Here is an 18,964-nt window from a genome sequence, read left to right as displayed (position 1 = left end):
CAATGGCCGTTGCACTCCTCGTATTCATCTGCCCGAGGGTTGCCTCCACGTCGGGCCTGGCCGGGACGCGTCCCGGAGTGGGAGAAGGAATCAGGCAAAGCATCGACCGCGTGCGGTCTCGGGGGGCCTTGTCCGGCCCGAGGCCGTCGTCCGACCGGCCGCAGGCAGTCGCCCGGAGTGCTCCCGCGTCCGGCTCGCGGGGCGAGGCGTGCGTGCCTGCGCTGCTCTTCGACCACCCTCGGGGCGGACCAGAGCGTGCCACCCGTGCGCGGCGGCACCGGCGTGGCCGGGGCACGAGGCGGGCCGCCAACAGCTCGGCCCGGGCGGGCCGTGGCCTCCGTGCCCTCTCAGCCGGCGTGGAGGATGCGAAAGCGATCGGGTTCCGCCGGATCTCGATCGACGACTTGGGTCGGCGCCCAAGCCCATTGCCAAACACTGATGCCCGCCGTGCGGGAGAACTGGATCTGCCCGCGGGTGCCTTCGACTGCAACACTCGACCAGGATTCGGCGGTGCGTGCCCGGTCCACACCGTGAGAACGCAGCACATCGGCGAGGACGGCGACCGTGTCGTAGCCCTCGAAGGCGACGAAGGAGGGCGGTTCGGCCAGCCGCTCGCGCAGGGCCGTCTCGACTCGGGCACCGAGTGGGCTGAGGTGCTCGGGCAGGTAGCGCAAGAACGGGATCGCGGCCCCGTCGTCGCCCAGCGACGTCGCCCATTCGGCGAACTCCGGTTGCCCGGCCGGAGCACCGATCATGATCTCGTCGAGGCGCCTGTCGCGGCGGACGGACTTGACGATCGACACCGCCGGCTCCGGGTGGCCGACCAGAAGAAGGAGGACTGTCGCGCGACTGCCGACGAGTTCGTCGCACACGGCTGTGGGGGCGAGCGCGCGCATGTCGAGTTCGATGACGGTGCCGCCGCGTGGAGCGAGGTAGTCCCGCAGAACGCGGGCCCCGGATGCCCAGTAGACACTCGGCTCGGTTGCCACGGCGATTCGGTTGTGGCCCGCCCCGAGGAGGAAGTCCGCGTAGATCTGCCAGCCGTGAGACTGGGCCGGGGCGAGGCGGGCGACCCATTCGGTCGGCTGTTCGGTGAGCGCGTCGAGAACCGCGGACGAGCAGAGGAACGGCAGGCCGAGCGCGTCGGCCCTGGCGGCAGCGGCGCGAGCGACGACGCTGTGATACTCGCCCGCCAAGGCAGCCACGCCCAGGCGAGCCAATTCGGCTACGGCCGCCGCGGCCCTCTGTGGGTCAGCCCCGGTGTCTCGGACCACCAGCTCGAGCGGCCTTCCGGCGATGCCGCCGACGTCATTGACGTCGCGAACGGCCAGCTCCAGTCCAGCGAGCAGGTGTCGGCCCGCGTCGACCCAGCCAGGCCGCGTCAAGGGAGCGAGAGCGCCGATCCGGACGGATGATCCGTCAGTCCGTTCCGGTCCGGGTGGAGATGGTGGCGTGTTCATGCGTTCTCGTCTCGCCTTGGCGGGGGCACCTGGGTGACCATGCCGGACATTGCATCCACCACCATCGCCGACAGGCAACCGATTATCTGTTCACTGAGCTGCCAGGCTTCACGCGGAGCCGGGCCTGCCGAGCGCCCATGCCGTCAGCCCATGGCTCGGCCGGCTGACCGCAGCCGTCTTCCTGACGAACGTGTGCTTTTCCTCTCCCTGACAGCCGGGCTCTGTGCCCGACGTGCCGGGCCCGGCCTCGGGCTCAGCGGCTCGGGTGCCGCTGGGCGAGGAGGGCGGCGATGTCGTCGTCGAGTTCACCGCCGCTGTAGTCGATCAGGTCGCGGTGGAGGTGGTGGAGGATCTGGTGGGGTGACTCGCCGCTCCACGAGCGGATGCGTTCGGCAAGGGGGTAGAAGGCGCCCGAGCGGTCGCGGGTCTCGGTGACCCCGTCGGTGTACAGCAGGAGCTTGTCCCCGGGGTGGAACGGGGCGAGATCGACGTGGTAGCCGTCGCCCATCAGCATGCCCAGGTTGAGCGGCGGCGAGGGAGCAGTGAGCTGCAGCTCCCGGACCTCGCCTTGGTGCAGCAGCAGCGGGGGCGGGTGGCCGCAGGTGACGATCCGGACCACCGGTTCATCGTCCGGGATCTCGGCAAGGAGAGCGGTGATGAAACGTTCAGCGACCTCCGAGCCCGGGACCCCCGGGAAGTGGGCAGCGTAGCGGCTCATGCTCGTCTCCAGGCGGCACGCGAGTTGGGGCAGGTCGGGCGCGTCGTGGGCGGCCTCGCGGAAGGCGCTGAGCAGCGTCGCGGCGGTCTGGATCGCGAGCAGTCCCTTGCCGCGTACGTCGCCGATGAGCAGCCGTACGCCGTGCGGGGTGTGGATCGCCTCGTACAGGTCGCCACCGATGCGGGCCTCCGCCGCGGCGGCCAGGTACAGGCTCTCGAGCGTGACGTGCCCTAGGTGTCGCGGTACCGGATGGAGCACCGCCAGCTGGGCGGTCTCGGCCACTGAGCGGACCTGGACCAGCTGATGGGCGCGTCGGCCGAGCAGGCGGTTGAAGAAGACGGCGAATGCCGCAATCGCTGCGAGCGTGGCCAGCTCGGAGTAGGCGGTCGCGTCCCGCAGCCCGTTGAAGTCCACCATCAAGCCGAGAAAGGTGGCGCACGCGCCCACTCCGATGAGCACCGTCCCCCACAGGGGCAGCAGCGCGGCGGCAGAAACCATGGCCGAGGCGAGGAAGGCGTCCGGCCTGACGTCGCGGGGTGTGGCGAGGCCGACGACCAGGCCGATGAACAGCAGCAGAGCAGGCAGGACGGGCAGCAGCCTGCCCCGCACACCAGCACTGTGCGTGACTCCGCGTTCCTCAGGAGACCTCGCCACTGTGCCGCTCCCCAAGGTCGTACAGGTCGAGCGGCAGCCCAGGTCCGGAAGCCGGGGCACCGATTCGGGTCATTTTATCGCTGTTCGCCTGTGACCTGGTAACACCGTGGTGACCGATGGTGACGCGCAGGTGCCGGGACGTCACCGTGCCGCTTGACGGCAAGATCGCGGGCTGGCGGCCTGGCGTTCCGGGCAGCTCAGGTCGTCGAAACCCGCCCAGGTCGCCCGCCCGCGGCTGCGGCTACTCCTGGGTCTCTGCCCGGCGTTCCTCCCCCGCGGGAAGGCCCTCCGGACGTCGGCCCGGCGGCTGCTGCGGCTCGGGGCGGGCGGGCGTGGGAGGCAACGGGCGGTCCACCGGGGCGTCGACGGTCACGGTCATCGGCTCGCCGTGATGCAGCAACGTCATCGGTTCGCCTTCCAGCAGGCGGTAGCGCGCATGGGACGGGCCGATGTCCACCTTCAGTCTGCGGCCGCACACCAGCACCGTGAAGGCCACCCGGGACAGCGCTTCGGGCAGGCGCGGTGCGAACGACAGCAGATCCGGCTTGCCCTCGTCGTCCAAGTACCGGCGCATGCCCCCGAAACCCGTGACCAGGGCGATCCACGTGCCAGCGAGGGAGGCGATGTGCAGCCCGTCACGGGTGTTGTGCTCCAGGTCGTCCAGGTCCATCAGCGCGGCCTCGCTCAGGTAGGCGTAGGCCAGCCGCAGATGTCCGGTCTCGACCGCGAGCACCGCCTGGCAGCACGCCGACAGGGAGGAGTCCCGGACGGTCAGCGGTTCGTAGTAGGCGAAGTTGCGCGCCTTCTGCTCGTCGGAGAAGAGGTGCGGGCACTCCATCATCGCCATGACGAGGTCGGCCTGCTTCAGCACCTGTCTGCGATACAGGTCGAAGTAGGGGTAGTGCAGCAGCAGAGGGTAGTTCTCGGGTGGGGTCGCCTCGAAGTCCCAGTGCTGGAACGTGGTGAAACCGGCCGACTGCTCGTGCACGCCCAGGGACTCGTTGTACGGCACCGCCATGCGGGCCGCGGCGTCCCGCCACCCCGCGGTCTCCTCCTCGTCGACACCGAGCTCCTCGGCACGGTCCGGATGGCGCGTGGCCACGTTCGCGGCGGCGAGCATGTTCTGACGGGCCATCAGGTTGGTGTACAGATTGTCGCGGGCGATGGCGCTGTACTCGTCGGGGCCGGTGACCCCGTCGATGTGGAAGACGCCCTCCGTGTCGTGGTGTCCGAGGGACCGCCACAGACGGGCGGTGTCCACGAGGAGGTCGAGTCCCTCGCCGCGCTCGAAGTCCTCGTCCCCGGTCGCCATGACGTACCGTACGGCGGCCAGGGCGATGTCGGCGTTGACGTGGAAGGCGGCGGTCCCGGCCGGCCAGTAGGCGGAGCACTCGGCGCCGTCGATCGTCCGCCAGGGAAACGCCGCTCCGGCGAGCCCCAGCTGACGGGCGCGTTCGCGCGCCGCCGGCAGCATCCGGTGGCGCGACCTCAGTGCCGATGCCACGGCCTCCGGCGCGGTGTAGGACAGGACGGGCAGTACGTAGGACTCGGTGTCCCAGAAGCAGTGCCCGTCGTAACCGGTTCCGGTCAGGCCCTTCGCGGGAATCGCCCGGTTCTCGCCGCGGGCCGCCGCCTGGAGCACATGGAAGAGGGCGAACCGCACCGCCTGCTGGATCTGCGCATCGCCCTCCACCTCGACGTCCGCGCCGGCCCAGAAGCGGTCCAGGTACGCCCGCTGCGCGGCGACGAGCCCTTCCCAGCCGGTGCTGACCGCGGCCGCCACCGCTCCGTCCACCTGATCGTGCACGGCCGGCAGCGAACGCTCTCCCGACCAGCCGTACGCCACGAACTTCACCAGCCGCAACGGCTGTCCGGGCACGAGGTCCGCCGTCACCGTCAGCCGGCTGACATCGGGCTCGCTCTGCGCCGTCCAGCTCGTGCTCTCCGGTCCGTCGACGAGATGGTCGGCTGCCGCCGCCACCCGCAGTGCGCTGCCCCCGGTGCAGTGCACGAGCCGCAGCCGGGTCTCCTGCGCGAAGTGCTCCTCGGGCACCAGCGGCGACTCGGTCGCCGCGGCGACACGTGGGTCGCCCTCGAAGCGGGGCAGTTGTTCGTTGGCGACGAGCTCGGACTGTACGGCCACCGTGGTGGGCCCGTCGATCGGCTCCACCTCGTACACGATCGCGGCCACCGCTCGCTGGGTGAAGGACACCAGGCGGCGTGAGGTGATCCGGACCGTGCGGCCGCCGGGCGAGGTCCACTGGGCGCTGCGGCTGAGCACACCGGACCGGAAGTCCAGCACCCGTTCGTGCGCGCGCAGCCTGCCGTAGCGCAGATCGCACGGGTGGTCGTCGACGAGCAGCCGGATGACCTTGCCGTCGGTGACGTTGATCATCGTCTGGCCGGACTCGGGATATCCGTAGCCGGCTTCCGCGTACGGCAGCGGATGCTGCTCGTAGACGCCATTGAGGTACGCGCCGGGCAGTCCGTGCGGTTCTCCCTCGTCGAGGTTGCCGCGCCATCCGATGTGCCCGTTGGACAGGGCGAACACCGACTCGCTCTGGGCGAGCACGTCCAGGTTCAGCTCGGTCTCGCGCAGGCACCACGGCTCGACCGTGAAGCTCGGATGGGTGATCACGGCGCCTCCAGGAGTTCGCCCAGGTCGCGGACCACCACGTCGGCGCCGTGCGCCCGCAGCTGCTCCGCCTGGCCCACCCTGTCGACCCCCACGACGACACCGAACCGGCCCGCTCGGCCCGCCTCGACGCCGGCCAGGGCGTCCTCGAACACCGCTGCCTCGTACGGATCCGTCGCCAGGCCTCGGGCCGCCTCCAGGTAGGTGTCCGGAGCCGGCTTGCCCCTTAGCCGGCGCTCACGCGCCACCACTGCGTCGATCCGCTCGTCGAACAGGTCCTCGATGCCGGCCGCCACCAGGACGTCCCGGCAGTTCGCGCTGGACGACACCACCGCGCAGCGCAGACCGGCCGCCCGGACGGCGTGCAGGAACCGGACCGAGCCCTCGTACGGCTCCACGCCGTCCTCGCGGATCCTCCGCAGCACCAGCTCGTTCTTCCGGTTGCCCAGCCCGTTCACGGTCTCGGCCCCCGGCGGGTCCTGCGGCGATCCCTCGGGCAGCTCGATCCCGCGTGCGGCGAGGAACGTGCGCACACCGTCCGCACGGGGGCGCCCGTCCACGTACTCGTCGTAGTCACCGACCGCGTCGAACGGCACGAACGCGGCCCCCTCACGCGTCGCACGCTCGCGGAGGTAGCCGTCGAACATCTCCTTCCACGCCGCCGCGTGCACTTTCGCGGTCTGCGTGAGCACCCCGTCGAGGTCGAAGAGGCAGGCACGGACATGAGCAGGAAGCCCCAGCATGTCGCCGAGGCTAAGAGCCGCCCGCGGATGCCCGGCACACGACAGCGTCAGGCACGCCGGAAGACACCCGCTCGGTCCAGGCCCCGAGGGGCACCGGCAGCGCTGTGGGCGGGGCGTCCCCGACGCCTTCCGGACCGGCCGGCGTCCCTCAGGTCACGGCGTGCGCGGAGGCACCAGGGCGCGTGTAGGCCTGTCGTGGGACGAGCGGCCCGTGCTCGCCCGAGCAGATGACGACGGCCTCCACCTGCTCGCCGCAGTCACGGTGGCGTACTTCCAGCGGCGGCCCCTCCGGGTCCGCGGTGTAGCGATCGCCCCACTGCTTCAGGGCGATCATCACGGGCCACAGGTCCCAGCCCTTCCGGGTGATCCGGTACTCGTGGCGAGTGCGGTGTCCCGGCTCGCGGTACGGGACGGTCTCCAGGATCCCCGCGGCCACCAGTTTGCGCAGCCGGTCCGCCAGCACCGCCTCCGACAGTCCCACGTGCCGACGGAAGTCGTCGAAACGACGTACGCCGTTCATGGCGTCACGCAACACCAGCAGCGACCACTTCTCGCCGATCAGGTCGAGGGTGCGCTGCACCGTGCAGTTCTCCGTACTGGTCTCCAGCCAGGTCATGGGGTCATCGTAGGCTGGCTTCGCCATTGACAGCCAGATGTCCGACTGGCTAGCTTCGGAGAGTGAAGCCAGCGGGGAGGAAGAGGCCGATGACGAGGTCACGTACGTACGACTGGGAGGATCCGAGCATCTCTGCGGCCGCCGTCGGCCAGGAGAGCGGTCTCGACTTCCTGCGCAGGGTGCTGTGCGGACGCCTGCCCGCCCCGCCCATCGCGGCGACCCTCGGATTCACGCTGGAACAGGTTGAGTTCGGCAGCGCCGTTTTCGCCCTGGAACCGGGCGAGGAGCACTACAACCCCATTGGCAGTGTCCATGGTGGGGTCTACGCCACTCTCCTCGACTCAGCGGCGGGCTGTGCCGTGCAGTCCGTGCTTCCGGCGGGCACGGGATACACCTCGCTCGACCTGAGTGTGAAGTTCCTGCGGCCGATCACGGTCGACACCGGCAAGGTCCGGGCCATCGGCACCGTCCTCAACCACGGCCGCCGCACCGCCCTGGCACAAGCCGACCTGGTGGATTCCGAGGACCGCCTGCTCGCCCATGCCACCAGCAGCTGCATGCTCTTCCCCGTCCCTCCGAGCCGGCCGGGGCGGCGGCCGGCTGCGCGGGAGCTGGGCTGAGGCGGTGGGCGTGCCGCAGCTTCGGTGATGCCGCCGAGCCGCATGCGGCCTGTGCGTGCCTGGTCATGATGACCTGGTGATGACCTGGTGACCGGCATTGGCCGGTCCATCGGTCACGTTGCGGGGGGAAACCTCAACCGGACCTGTGACAGGGCCGGTTGAGGTGTTCCGGGTCGGCCGGAGAGGTGCGGGCGCCCGGCTACGGAAGGGTCGCGCCCTCCGCGCTCAGTGCCGCCGGCACCGGCTGGAAGAAGGTCTCGCCACCGGAGGTGCAGTCACCGCTGCCACCCGAGGTCAGCCCGATGGCCGCGTCGCCGTCGAAGAGCGCGCCGCCGCTGTCGCCGGGTTCGGCGCACACATCGGTGTCGATGAGCCCGGAGACCGTGCCCTCCGCGTAGTTCACGGTGGCGTCCAGTGCGTTGACCGTCCCGCCGTGGACGCCCGAGGTGCTGCCGCTGCGCTGGACCGATTCGCCCACGTAGGCGTCGGCGGCGTGGGTGATCTGCTGGCTGCTGCCGTCGTAGAGGTCGACGGCGCTCGAGGGGGCGCTGTTCGCGTCGTCGTACTGGACCAGGGCGTAGTCGGTGCCGGGGAACTGGGAGTCGACGGTCTGGCCGACCTCCCCGCCGCCCTGCGAGTCGGACCAGGTCGAGGAAGCGTTGCCGCAGTGCCCGGCGGTCAGGAAGTACGGCGCGCCGTTCACTGTCACGTTGAAGCCGAGGGAGCAGCGGACACCGCTGCCCCAGATGGCGTCGCCGCCCGCGACGAAGGGCTTGAACGCGGAGGCGGCCCGACGTACGACCACCTTGTCGCCGAGCGAGTCGACCACGGTGTTCAGCCGGGTGCGCTTCGCTCCGGTGACCGTCGGGTCGACGGTCACGACCACCTTGTCCTGACGGGGGTCGATCGCCCAGGCGGTGCCCGCGATGCGGGCCCGCTGCTTCAAGGTGCCGAGCGCGCCACGGAGTTGGGCCGTGGAGTAGCGCACGGTTCTGGGCACGGCGCCGGCGTTGCGGACCTGGCCGGCCGCGGCCGGGTCGGTGATGCCGACGACGAACCGGCGGGCCGCGGCGTCGTAGTAGGAGCCGGCGGCACGGTCGCCCAGGCGGGCGACCAGGTTCGCGGCGGACGCGGCACGGGCCGCGGCCGGGGTGGCCGCGGCCGGAGCGGTGGCGGCCGTGGCCGAGCCGGGGAGCAGCGCGGCGCCGGCGGTGAGGACCACGGCGCTCGCTCCGGTGAGCGCGCGGGTGGTGAGAGCTGTGCGTCGTTGCGTCATGTGAGGCCTCCAGTGGGGGTTGCCCCGCTCACTCAGCGAGCCGGGGCCGGAGGGACGGAAGGCACGGGGACGCCGGCCCAAGGATCCGACGTGGCCATGCCAAACGCCGACGAGTATGGCGACGCACGCCCGCCACAACAAGGAGGGATTCCGGCCGGGCGTGCGCGGGGCTGACGACCCCCGGTCGCAGTCGTCTCGGCACGCCGGACCTGGCTGCCGGCGCGGGGCGTTCACGTACGGTGCGCGCCATCGGGTCCGCCGTGCACGCTCGGTTCGGCCACGGCTGGCCGGTACACGGCGCTCTCGTCCGGAAGTCGGAATACCCGTCCCTTATTTGCACGACTCTTGGCTCGCCGATGACCTGCCGCGGCGGCACCGGCATGGCGCGCTTGACGGTTCGTTCACCCGGATCTCACCGTGCCGTTCACCGGCGCCCCGAAAGAATCGACTCCCATGAACTCTCCTGACTCTGTTGTCCGTTCAGGCCCCAGCAGACGCGCGCTGCTGGCGGGCGCGTCCGGGGCAGGGCTGGCCGGTGCGCTGGGGCCGGTCGGTACCACGCCCGCCGCGGCGAGCCCGCTGCTGTGGGAGAAGCCGGGCGCCCTCGGAGCACCGCGGGTCGCCGGGCTGCATCTGCAGTTCGGGGCCGACGCCTCCCGTGAGGTCGTGGTCTCCTGGCACACCACCGCCTCCGTGTCCCGGCCCCGCGTGCTGCTCGGCACCCCGGCCGGCGGCCTCGGCCGTACCGTCGCCGCGCAGACCACGACGTACCGCGACGCCAAGTCGGGCACCGAGGTACAGGTGCACCACGCCCGGCTCCGTGGCCTCAGGCCGGACACCGACTATGTCTACGCCGCCGTGCACGAGGGTGCGCAGGCCGAGTTCGGCACCGTACGCACCGCCCCGCGCGGCCGGTCGGCGTTCACCTTCACCAGCTTCGGCGACCAGGGCACACCGACCCTCGGCCGGAGGAACGCCGACGGCATCTACGTCAGCGACAACCTCGGCTCCCCGGCCGCCGGCGACACCACCGCCGGCGTCGAGCGGATCGCTCCCCTGTTCCACCTGGTCAACGGGGACCTCTGCTACGCCAACCTGTCCACGGACCGGGTGCGCACCTGGTCCGACTGGTTCGAGAACAACTCCCGCTCGGCCCGCCACCGGCCCTGGATGCCGGCCGCCGGCAACCACGAGAACGAACTCGGCAACGGCCCCATCGGCTACGGCGCCTACCAGACCTACTTCAGCCTGCCCGACGCCGGCGCCGACGCGGAACTGCACGGCCTGTGGTACGCGTTCACCGCGGGGTCGGTACGGGTGATCAGCCTCAACAACGACGACGTCGCTCTGCAGGACGCCGGAAACTCCTACGTCCACGGCTACTCCGGCGGCGCCCAGAAGCGCTGGCTGGAGACCGAACTCGCCTCCTCCCGCGCGAACCCCGAGATCGACTGGGTCGTCGTGTGCATGCACCAGGTGGTGGTCTCGACCGCCGACAAGTTCAACGGCGCCGACCTCGGTATCCGGGAGGAGTGGGTGCCGCTGTTCGACCGCTACGGCGTCGACCTGGTCGTCTGCGGCCACGAGCACCACTACGAGCGCTCGCACCCCATCCGTGGCCAGCAGCCCAACGACACCCGCACCCCGATTCCGGCCGCCACCGACACGCACACCGTCGACACCACCAAGGGCACCGTGCACATGGTGATCGGCGGGGGTGGCACCTCGGCCCCCTCCAACCAGCTCCTCTTCCCCACCCCGCAGTGCCGGGTGATCACCGAGGTGGGCCCGGCCGACCCGGCGACCGGCAAACGGCCGCCCGTCTACGTCATCGAGGACGCCCCCTGGTCGGCGGTGCGCGACGCCGAGCACTCCTACGGCTTCGCCGCGTTCGACGTCGACCCCGGCCGTCCCGGCGGCACGACCTCGATCCACGTCACCTACTACACCGTCAGCGGACCGTACGGCGACCTCGTCCCCGTCGACCGCTTCACCCTCACCCGGCCGCGCGGCGACCGCTGACGCCGGCCCGCCCAGTGCGGGGGAACACGGTGCCGGGGGCCATCGCTCTTCCCTGGCCGAGCGATGGCCCCGGCGCCGTCTGCGCGCTCACGTCCGGATCCATGCAGCAGCCATCCTTTTCTCAACGCACGGCGACATCGACGCAACGAGCGGGCGTGGAACATCACGGCTTGGCCAAGCCCTTCCCGCGCGTTGGTCACATGTTCACGGCCCTTCCCTGATGCGCCCCGCCGTCACGAGCGAACCATGATGACGGCCCACTCATTCTCCGGGCCGGCCGTCACTCCGGAGCGCCTGTGCCGCTCAAGGAAGGGCCATCATGGCTGAGTTGACACGCCGTAGACTGCTGGGTGCCGCGGGTGCGCTGGGAGGCACCGCGGCTCTCTCCCTCCTCCCGCCGAGTGTCCAGAAGGCCGTCGCCTCCGGACCGCCCAGGCAGGGATCGCTGAACGACATCGAGCACGTGGTCATGCTGATGCAGGAGAACCGCTCGTTCGACCACTACTTCGGCACCCTGTCGGGTGTCCGGGGCTTCAACGACCCGAACGCCCTCAAGCTCGGCACCGGGCGCTCCGTCTTCTACCAGCCCGACGCCGTGAACCCCAAGGGCTATCTGCTGCCCTTCCACCTCGACACCCACACGTCGAGCGCCCAGGCCATCCCGTCCACCAGCCATGCCTGGGCCGTACAGCACCAGGCCTGGAACGGCGGCAGGATGGACCGGTGGCTGCCCGCCCACCGCAAGGCCGACGGCGCCAACGGCCCCTATGTGATGGGCTACTACACGCGCGAAGACATCCCGTTCCAGTTCGCCCTCGCCGAGGCCTTCACCGTCTGCGACAACTACTACTGCTCGGTGTTCGGCCCCACCTGGCCCAACCGCCTGATGTGGATGACCGGCACCATCGACCCGGGCGGCACCCACGGCGGCCCGATCATCAGCAACGTCGCGCCCACGCCGTACCGCTGGACGACGTATGCCGAACGGCTCCAGGCGGCCGGCCTGAGCTGGAAGGTGTACCAGCAGGACGACGACTACGGCTGCAACATGCTGGAGCAGTTCGCCGCCTTCAGGAACGCGCGGCCCGGGTCCGACCTGTACGAGCGAGGTGTACGCCCGCAGCCGGAGGGCACCTTCGAGGCGGACGCCCGCAACGACCGTCTCCCGGCCGTGAGCTGGATCATGCCGACGAGCTACCAGTCGGAGCACCCCGACTACCTCCCGGCGGCCGGCGCCGACTTCGTCGCCTCGAAGATCGAGGCGATCGCGTCCAACCCCCAGGTGTGGAGCAAGACCGCCTTCATCCTGAACTACGACGAGAACGACGGGCTCTTCGACCATGTGGCCCCGCCCACGCCACCCGCGGGCACGGCGAACGAGTACGTTCAGGGCCTGCCGATCGGTGGCGGCTTCCGCGTCCCGGCCATCATCATCTCGCCCTGGACCGTGGGCGGTTGGGTCGCATCGGAGGCCTTCGACCACACCTCGGCCCTGCAGTTCCTGGAACGGTTCACCGGGGTGAAGGAGCCGAACATCAGCGACTGGCGGCGCGCCACCTTCGGCGACCTCACGACCGCCTTCCGCTTCCGCGACGCCCGCCCCGGCCCGCCCCAGCTGCCCGACGACACCGCTGAGCAGTTGCAGAAGGCGAAGGAAGAGGTGGCGACTCTGCCGAAGCCGACGCTGCCCGGAGCGGACCAGACATTCCCGCACCAGGAAACCGGCAGCCGCCCGCACGTGTGACCCCGAGGGCCCGCGCCGCTCGCGGCCGGGCCCTTTCCGGGCCTGTGAAGGAGTCCCCCGACCGTGGGTGCGGCACGCCGAGGGCTGCGGCGCTGATGTCCCTCATGTGCTCGCGGCGGCCGAGGTGACGGGCAAGCACTCGCCGGCCGGCTCTTCAGGTGTGCGATGCCCGTGCCCGACGCGGAAGCGCCGTGATGACTGCGGTGTGACCACACGTCGCCGGACTGCGCGTCCATTCCCTCGACGCGCGGCCCCGTCGCGCCGGTGCCGGCCGCACCAACGGCCCCACCAGGTCGTTAGGCTGACGGCCGACCGACAGAATGGGGGCCGTGCGGATGCTGATCGCACAGTGGATGCCGCGCAACGGGGAGCACGTCGGACCCATCTCGACCGGACCTGCCGTGGCCCTGCTCGGGGCTGGTGGGGTCGTCGTCGTGGCAGCCGGCACGGCGGCCCTGCTGATGCGCCGGCAACACGATTCCGGTCGCCTGCTCGGCTGGTTGTTCGGGCTGGGCCTGACCATGTGTGTGGTCGGTGGGCTCGGGCTGCTGGTCCGTCACACCGAGGACCAGCAGGACGGCGACGGGCTCCACGCTGCCGGCCGTCGGATCATCGGCGAGGCGCTGGACTCCGCGCGGAACTGCGCCACCGCCGCCCCGGAACCCACGTTCGTGTACCCGAGTGAACTGACATCCGGCGGCACGGCCACGTACACTCCGCAGCCATGCAGCACGTCACCGCGCGAGGCACCGCTGGACTCGATGGTGGTGACCTCCCAGGGCGTGTATCGGGCCCAGGAGACGAATTCCTACGGCACGAGCGGACACGTGACCGTGACCGACTCGAACAGCGGGAAACAGGTCTGCGCGACCGTCCCGGACACCGCGGACGGCAGCGGCACTGTGGTCGACGGCCCCTGCGGGGGTTAGACATGTGCAGTTGAGGAAGCTGCCCGCGCCCATCGGATCACCCGGGCATCCAGGCCATCCGGGTCATCCGGGTCATCCGGATCTGCGCACGCCGCACCGTGCCGGCATGGGAGCCGGACCGTGAGTGACGGCGCCGCGTGGACGCCTGCCGGGCCGCGGCCTGAACGAGCTCAGCTGTTGGCGCCGAGGTTGGTGGCCGCCTTGGCTGTCCCGAGGGTGCGGGCCAGGGACACGGCGTGACCGACGGCCCAGAGGTGCAGGTAGAAGAGGCGGGGGCTGTCACTCAGAGCGTGATTGTGCAGCTCGACGACCTTGATGCCGCCGTGCCGCAGGGCCTTGATGACATGCTGTACCTCGCCGGCGGTCAGGACGAAGTCCCCGCTCACCGCGGCACGGCCGTTCCCCACTGAGTGGAAGGTGAAGGAGGTCGTCACGCCCATGGCGGGCGGCACCACGCGGTTGTCGTCACTGATGGTCTCCTTGCGGGCGAAGGAGAAGCGGTAGCCGTCCTCGCTCACGCCCTTCGCGCCGAGTGCGGCGTCGATCGCGGCGGTGTCGAGACCGGCCGGAGGGGTCCTGTCCGGGTCCCGGGGCCCGGGCGTGGCGGTGGCGTCCAGGCAGGCTCGCATGGCGAAGGCCAGGGCCACCGGGTCGGTGGAGACTCCCCGGACATGCGTCCACCACAGGGTGGGCCGGTGGGCGAGCAGATGTTTGTGGATCGCGGACTGCTCCAGACCGTGGCCCTGGACGGCGTCGGTGACCCACTGCAGCTCGGCCTCGGTGGCGACCACGTCCCCCATCAACATCGTGCTGCCGTCAGGGTAGCGGGCGAACGCAGCGTACGACGCCTCCACCAGGCCGCTGACCCCATACGAGGACAGGTTCAGGTCGTAGCGGGGAAACGTCGCGCGGTACACGATGCCGTCGGCGCCCAAATGCCCCGCGCCGTCCAGTTCCTCGGCCACGACCTGCCAATCCGCCGGGCGCGTCACCACGGGGTGCTGCAGCGCCCCAGGGACTTCGCCGCGCGTAGCCCGGGTGCGGGTCAGAGCCTGTGCCACGGCTCCGCCAGGGCGGAGGCCAGTGCGCTCCCCGTGAGGAGGAGGCCACGGCGCGATGTCTGAAGAGTGCTGCAGTCCGGCTTCATGTGCCGTCCCCTTGTTCTCCGGCTGACTGTTCGGACCAGACCGAGATAGCGGCTTTCGCCGCCCGAGTGTGGGCGACACGAGCGAGTTTCGCCTGGTCGTGGGAGACCGGGGTACGGCGTTCTGCCTTCGGCACCGCCGTGGGCCCCGTCGGCACACACCGGCCAAGCTGCATGCGGACAAGGGCTACGACTATGCCCACCCGCGGCGATGACAGTCGGCGCGAGGCATCCGACACCGGATCGCCCGCAAAGGGATCGACAAGTTCAGACAGGCTCGAAGATCGGTTCGGGCACGGCATCGGCCGCAGTGTAGGGCCGGAATCCGGGGTCGGTGAGGATCCGGTACAGGAACTCCGTGGCGGACATCTCGTAACGGTCCCACTCCTTGGCGGCCTCCATCTTGGCGAGAACCGGCCATGCGTCCACCGGGCCGTCCGACGGGGCGTCGTGGTCCAGCAGTACGCGCCACATCCTCAGCAGATCCACCACACGGGTCTCATCAGTGCACAGCACCGGCACCACCCGAGAGAACTCGCCGACGCCGAACGCCTGGCACAACTCTTCGTAGTCACGCGGTAGTTCGGTCCCCAGTTCCGCTTCGATCTCCGCCCAGGGCTGCGCGGAGTCCCGCGCGTCATGACCTGTGGCACGGAGAAGAAGGGCCACCCACATGAAAGAACCTCGCCTGCCTGTTCACGGACATGTCGGCCAGTACGAAGCCCGGGCCTGGACGCAGCCGCGGACCCTACCAGGCCGCACCTGCATCCGGTCAGTCGGGAACAAAGCGTCAAGGCCAGCGGCCTCGGCCAGGTCCTGTGCCCCTTCCGCCCCCGGACGCCGAGCTGAACGGCGTGCCGGGGAGGTGTCGGGACTGGTCTGCGGTGTCGGTCGGATATCGGGGGCTGTCGGTCCGACGTCGGTGGCTCGTCGGCGGGGGTCGGGATCGTTCCGGAGACGGCCGGCCGGAGCTCACCGGACGGCCCTGTCCCGAAGGAGCCACCATGCACACCCCTGTCACGATCGTCGGCGCCGGGCTCGGCGGCCTCACGCTGGCCCGTGTCCTGCACGTCCACGGGATCCCGGTCACGGTCTACGAGGCCGAGTCCTCCTCGTCCGCGCGCACGCAGGGCGGGATGCTCGACATCCACGACTACAACGGCCAACTCGCCCTCGAGGCGGCCGGTCTGATGGACGAGTTCCACGCCATCGTCCTGGAGGGCCGCCAGGCGATGCGGGTCCTCGACCGGGACGGGACCGTGCTGCTCGACGAAGCCGACGACGGCACGGGCGGACGCCCCGAGGTGATGCGCGGCGAGCTGCGGCGGATCCTGCTCGACTCGCTTCCAGCCGGTACCGTCCGGTGGGGGCACAAGGTCAGCAGCACCCGTGTCCTAGGTGAGGGGCGCCACGAGGTGACGTTCGCCGACGGCAGCACCGTCGTCACCAGCCTGCTGGTCGGCGCGGACGGCGCGTGGTCACGGGTCCGTCCGCTGCTCTCCAGCGCCACACCCGAGTACGTCGGCAAATCGGTTGTCGAGACCTACCTGTTCCACGCCGACACCCGGCATCCAGCCGTCGCAAGAGCGGTCGGCGGCGGGTCGATGATCGTGCCCACGCCGGGCCGGGAAATCTTCGCTCACCGAGAAAGGGACGACACCCTGCACGCTTACGTGGCGCTGTCCGAGCCGCAGGACTGGTTCGCCGCCGTCGATTTCACCGATGCCGACGCGGCCGTCGCGCGGATCGCGGCAGAGTTCGACGGCTGGGCGCCGGAGCTCACCGCGCTGATCACCGACAGCGACACCGCGCCGGTGCTGCGCCCCCTCCACGCCCTGCCGACCGGGCACCGCTGGGACCGGGTGCCGGGGGTGACGCTGCTCGGCGACGCCGCCCACCTCGCGGCACCGAACGGCGAAGGCGCCAACCTGGCCATGTACGACGGCGCCGAACTCGGCAAGGCCCTCGCCGCGCACCCCGACGACATCGAGGCCGCGCTCACCGCATACGAGCAGGCGATGTTCCCCCGCAGCGCCGCGGCCGCCGCCGAAGGCGACCACCTCCACGAGCTCCTGTGCGAAGACAGCGCGCCCCACAGCCTGGTCGACAGGCTCTCACAGCAGACACGATGAGCCGCTCAAGGTCCCATCGCCCTTGCTCGCGGCCGTGCTGGGTGTGCACGCGACCGGCGAGCTCCGAGGGGTCCCCCGGACGCGGTTTGGCAGGCTTGCCCCCATGAGCAGTGTTGGTGGGGGCGTGCGTGCGCCGAGGATTCTGGTGGTCGATGACGAGCCCGAGGTGCGGTACGCCGTGGAGGACGGCCTCGCCGTGGAGGGGTACGACGTGCACGGGGCGGAGGACGGGCAGGCCGCGCTGGCGGAGGTGGCGTCCTGGGAGCCCGACGCCCTGGTGCTCGATGTGATGCTGCCGGGTCTGGACGGGTTGGGGGTGTGCCGTCGGCTGCGGGCGCTGGGCGACCGTACTCCCGTGCTGGTGCTCACGGCGCTGAGCTCGGTGAGCGAGCGGGTGGACGGTCTGGACGCGGGCGCCGACGACTATCTGGTCAAGCCCTTCGCCCTGGACGAGCTGGTGGCTCGCATCCGGGCGCTGCTGCGCCGCAGCGCACCCGCCGAGCCGGCGGAGGCGGCGGAGCTCGCCTTCGCCGATCTGGTGGTCGACCCGCCCACCCGGACCGGGCGGCGCGGAGCACGCGCCATCGAGTTCAGCCGGACGGAGTTCGCACTGCTGGAACTGCTGCTGCGCAATCCTGGCCAGGTCCTGACGAGGGAGACGATCCAGGAGCGGGTGTGGGGTCGTGCCTTCGGGCCGGAGTCCAACTCGCTTGCCGTGTACGTCGGTTACCTGCGGCGCAAGTTGGAGGCCGGCGGCGAGCCACGGCTGGTGCACACCGTGCACGGCGTCGGCTACCGGCTGGACGTGGCGTGAGCGCCCCACGACGGCTCCGGTGGCGGGGCCAAGACCCACGCCCGGGGTGGCCTCGGCGGCCCCTGCGGACCCGGCTGACCCTGGCCGCCTCGCTCGCCGTGGCGGTCGTCGTGGTCGGGGTGTGCGCGGCCGCCTTCCTGGTGATCCGGTACCAGTTGCTGCGTCAGCTCGACCTGCACCTGACCCAGTCGGCGCGGCTGGCCGCCCAGCAGTACCGGCACGAACCGGCCGGCGTGGTGCAGGGAGAGTGCCGGTACCTCGCCGCCCCGGCCTGCGCCCAGCTGGTGCCCGCCCGGCCCGGCGACGACCCCGCGAAGCCCTATCTGCTGCCCGTCACCGGCACCACCCGCGCGGTCGCCGCCGGCGCCCACGGCGCCTACTACGGCGAACTGCGGCTCGCGGGCCACCGCGCCCGGATGTTCACCACCCGTCTGGACGACGGCCGGGCCCTGCAGGTCGCCGTGCGCGCCGACACCGTCGACCGGGGTGTGCGGCAGGCCGCGGAACTGCTCCTCGCCGTGGGGGCGGGCGGCGTCCTGCTGGCCGGTGGCCTCGGCTTCTGGGTCTCCCGTACGGGCCTCGCCCCGGTCGGCCGGCTGACCGCGACGGCCGAGCGCATCACCGCCACCCGCGACGCCCGGCACCGCATCGAGCTGCCGCCGGGCCGCGCGGGCCGCGAGGACGAGCTCACCCGGCTCGCGACGGCCTTCAACACCATGCTGGAGGAGCTGGAGAAGTCCGTCAGCGCCCAGCGCCGGCTGGTCGCCGACGCCTCGCACGAACTGCGCACTCCGCTGACCGCGCTGCGCACCAACGCCGAACTGCTCGCCCGGTCCGCGCGCCTCACCGACGCCCAGCGCGAGCGGGCCGCCGGGGCGCTCGGCCGCCAGCTGCGCGAGGTCACCGTACTCGTCAACGACCTGATCGAGCTGGCCCGGGACGAGGAGCCGGATCCCCTCGTCGAGGACGTGCGGCTGGCGGACGTCGTCGGCCACGCCGTGGACGCGGCCCGTGACCACTGGCCGGAGGTTGCCTTCCGGCTGTCCGTCACTCCGGGGGCGGCCACCGACACGGTCGCGGGCGTACCGGCCCGGCTCTCCCGGCTGCTGTCGTGTCTGCTCGACAACGCGGCGAAGTTCAGCCCGCCCGGCCGGCCCGTCGAGGTGACGCTCACCGGCCAGGGAGACCGGCTGGAGCTCTCCGTCCGCGATCACGGTCCCGGCATCGCCGACGAGGACCTGCCGTACGTCTTCGACCGCTTCTACCGTGCCCGCACGGCCCGCGCCCTGCCCGGCTCCGGGCTCGGCCTGGCCATGGCCCGCCAGATCGCCCACGCCCACCACGCCGGCCTCACCGCCGAACACGCACCCGGCGGGGGCGCGCTGTTCCGGCTCCGCCTCCCGGCCCGGCAGCGCGAGCTCTCACAAAGTTCTTAGGCCGCCCCGTGACAGTGGCGC

General features: G+C 71.2%; 15 protein-coding genes. 7 read left to right on the top strand and 8 right to left on the bottom strand.

All coding sequences use genetic code 11. From position 1 onward, the window contains the following. Window positions 1-347: 347 nt before the first annotated feature. From ACWDEN_RS37880 to ACWDEN_RS37860, 5 genes are all read right to left on the bottom strand, one after another. The gene (locus tag ACWDEN_RS37880) at window positions 348-1,460 is read right to left on the bottom strand and encodes an ABC transporter substrate-binding protein (RefSeq protein ID WP_450862468.1); all 1,113 of its coding nucleotides are present in this window, start codon (window positions 1,458-1,460) and stop codon (window positions 348-350) included. 253 nt (window positions 1,461-1,713) lie between these two features. Next, window positions 1,714-2,787 (bottom strand): PP2C family protein-serine/threonine phosphatase, encoded by a 1,074-nt coding sequence (locus ACWDEN_RS37875; protein WP_450862467.1) that lies wholly within the window; start codon window positions 2,785-2,787, stop codon window positions 1,714-1,716. Window positions 2,788-3,073: 286 nt separating this feature from the next. Next, the gene (locus tag ACWDEN_RS37870) at window positions 3,074-5,470 is read right to left on the bottom strand and encodes a glycoside hydrolase family 65 protein (RefSeq protein WP_450862465.1); all 2,397 of its coding nucleotides are present in this window, start codon (window positions 5,468-5,470) and stop codon (window positions 3,074-3,076) included. Continuing rightward, window positions 5,467-6,210, bottom strand: a complete 744-nt coding sequence (locus ACWDEN_RS37865) for a beta-phosphoglucomutase family hydrolase (protein WP_351610771.1) — start codon at window positions 6,208-6,210, stop codon at window positions 5,467-5,469. The genes ACWDEN_RS37870 and ACWDEN_RS37865 overlap by 4 nt, the downstream gene beginning before the upstream one ends. 148 nt (window positions 6,211-6,358) lie before the next feature. Then, complete coding sequence (locus ACWDEN_RS37860) at window positions 6,359-6,826, bottom strand: winged helix-turn-helix transcriptional regulator (protein ID WP_450862462.1); 468 nt, start codon at window positions 6,824-6,826, stop codon at window positions 6,359-6,361. Between the two features lie 89 nt (window positions 6,827-6,915). Here ACWDEN_RS37860 and ACWDEN_RS37855 point away from each other — a divergent pair, with 89 nt between their 5' ends. Next, the gene (locus tag ACWDEN_RS37855) at window positions 6,916-7,446 is read left to right on the top strand and encodes a PaaI family thioesterase (protein WP_450862460.1); all 531 of its coding nucleotides are present in this window, start codon (window positions 6,916-6,918) and stop codon (window positions 7,444-7,446) included. Between the two features lie 199 nt (window positions 7,447-7,645). On the opposite strand, the gene ACWDEN_RS37850 is transcribed toward ACWDEN_RS37855, so the two are convergent. Continuing rightward, window positions 7,646-8,722 carry a S1 family peptidase gene (locus ACWDEN_RS37850; RefSeq protein WP_450862458.1) on the bottom strand — a complete coding sequence of 359 codons (1,077 nt, stop codon included), beginning with the start codon at window positions 8,720-8,722 and terminating at the stop codon, window positions 7,646-7,648. Window positions 8,723-9,175: 453 nt separating this feature from the next. Here ACWDEN_RS37850 and ACWDEN_RS37845 point away from each other — a divergent pair, with 453 nt between their 5' ends. The 3 genes from ACWDEN_RS37845 (at window position 9,176) to ACWDEN_RS37835 (ending at window position 13,417) form a co-directional block, all read left to right on the top strand. Then, window positions 9,176-10,744: a purple acid phosphatase family protein gene (locus ACWDEN_RS37845; RefSeq protein ID WP_450862456.1), complete on the top strand. Its 1,569-nt coding sequence runs from the start codon at window positions 9,176-9,178 to the stop codon at window positions 10,742-10,744. A gap of 319 nt (window positions 10,745-11,063) precedes the next feature. Next, on the top strand, window positions 11,064-12,488 hold the full coding sequence (locus ACWDEN_RS37840) for an alkaline phosphatase family protein (RefSeq protein WP_450862454.1): 1,425 nt from the start codon (window positions 11,064-11,066) through the stop codon (window positions 12,486-12,488). A 329-nt stretch (window positions 12,489-12,817) separates the two neighbouring features. After that, window positions 12,818-13,417, top strand: a complete 600-nt coding sequence (locus ACWDEN_RS37835; RefSeq protein WP_450862453.1) for a hypothetical protein — start codon at window positions 12,818-12,820, stop codon at window positions 13,415-13,417. Window positions 13,418-13,587: 170 nt separating this feature from the next. Here the strand turns inward: ACWDEN_RS37835 and ACWDEN_RS37830 are convergent, their stop codons facing one another. Together ACWDEN_RS37830 and ACWDEN_RS37825 are read right to left on the bottom strand one after the other, a co-directional pair. Next, a complete protein-coding gene (locus ACWDEN_RS37830; protein ID WP_450862451.1) occupies window positions 13,588-14,478 on the bottom strand; it encodes a DUF1259 domain-containing protein in 891 nt (296 codons plus the stop codon). A 350-nt stretch (window positions 14,479-14,828) separates the two neighbouring features. After that, the gene (locus ACWDEN_RS37825) at window positions 14,829-15,230 is read right to left on the bottom strand and encodes a hypothetical protein (RefSeq protein WP_450862449.1); all 402 of its coding nucleotides are present in this window, start codon (window positions 15,228-15,230) and stop codon (window positions 14,829-14,831) included. A gap of 335 nt (window positions 15,231-15,565) precedes the next feature. Between ACWDEN_RS37825 and ACWDEN_RS37820 the strand changes: the two genes are divergently transcribed. The 3 genes from ACWDEN_RS37820 (at window position 15,566) to ACWDEN_RS37810 (ending at window position 18,943) form a co-directional block, all read left to right on the top strand. Continuing rightward, window positions 15,566-16,693, top strand: a complete 1,128-nt coding sequence (locus ACWDEN_RS37820) for an FAD-dependent oxidoreductase (protein ID WP_450862448.1) — start codon at window positions 15,566-15,568, stop codon at window positions 16,691-16,693. A 103-nt stretch (window positions 16,694-16,796) separates the two neighbouring features. After that, window positions 16,797-17,507: a response regulator transcription factor gene (locus ACWDEN_RS37815; RefSeq protein ID WP_450862446.1), complete on the top strand. Its 711-nt coding sequence runs from the start codon at window positions 16,797-16,799 to the stop codon at window positions 17,505-17,507. Next, window positions 17,504-18,943, top strand: a complete 1,440-nt coding sequence (locus ACWDEN_RS37810; protein WP_450862444.1) for a sensor histidine kinase — start codon at window positions 17,504-17,506, stop codon at window positions 18,941-18,943. Before ACWDEN_RS37815 ends, ACWDEN_RS37810 begins: the two co-directional genes overlap by 4 nt. Window positions 18,944-18,964 lie beyond the last annotated feature (21 nt).

The sequence above is a fragment of the Streptomyces sp. NPDC001153 genome (genome assembly GCF_053598315.1).
The sequence above is the reverse complement of the archived record's forward strand: the minus strand, read 5'-3'. Positions and strand labels throughout refer to the sequence as shown.

Coding starts and splice junctions, on each gene's coding strand:
- ACWDEN_RS37815 (WP_450862446.1), top strand. CDS start 16,797: ATGAGCAGTGTTGGTGGGGGCGTGCGTGCGCCGAGGATTCTGGTGGTC.
- ACWDEN_RS37855 (WP_450862460.1), top strand. CDS start 6,916: ATGACGAGGTCACGTACGTACGACTGGGAGGATCCGAGCATCTCTGCG.
- ACWDEN_RS37845 (WP_450862456.1), top strand. CDS start 9,176: ATGAACTCTCCTGACTCTGTTGTCCGTTCAGGCCCCAGCAGACGCGCG.
- ACWDEN_RS37850 (WP_450862458.1), bottom strand. CDS start 8,722: ATGACGCAACGACGCACAGCTCTCACCACCCGCGCGCTCACCGGAGCG.
- ACWDEN_RS37865 (WP_351610771.1), bottom strand. CDS start 6,210: ATGCTGGGGCTTCCTGCTCATGTCCGTGCCTGCCTCTTCGACCTCGAC.
- ACWDEN_RS37860 (WP_450862462.1), bottom strand. CDS start 6,826: ATGACCTGGCTGGAGACCAGTACGGAGAACTGCACGGTGCAGCGCACC.
- ACWDEN_RS37880 (WP_450862468.1), bottom strand. CDS start 1,460: ATGAACACGCCACCATCTCCACCCGGACCGGAACGGACTGACGGATCA.
- ACWDEN_RS37820 (WP_450862448.1), top strand. CDS start 15,566: ATGCACACCCCTGTCACGATCGTCGGCGCCGGGCTCGGCGGCCTCACG.
- ACWDEN_RS37840 (WP_450862454.1), top strand. CDS start 11,064: ATGGCTGAGTTGACACGCCGTAGACTGCTGGGTGCCGCGGGTGCGCTG.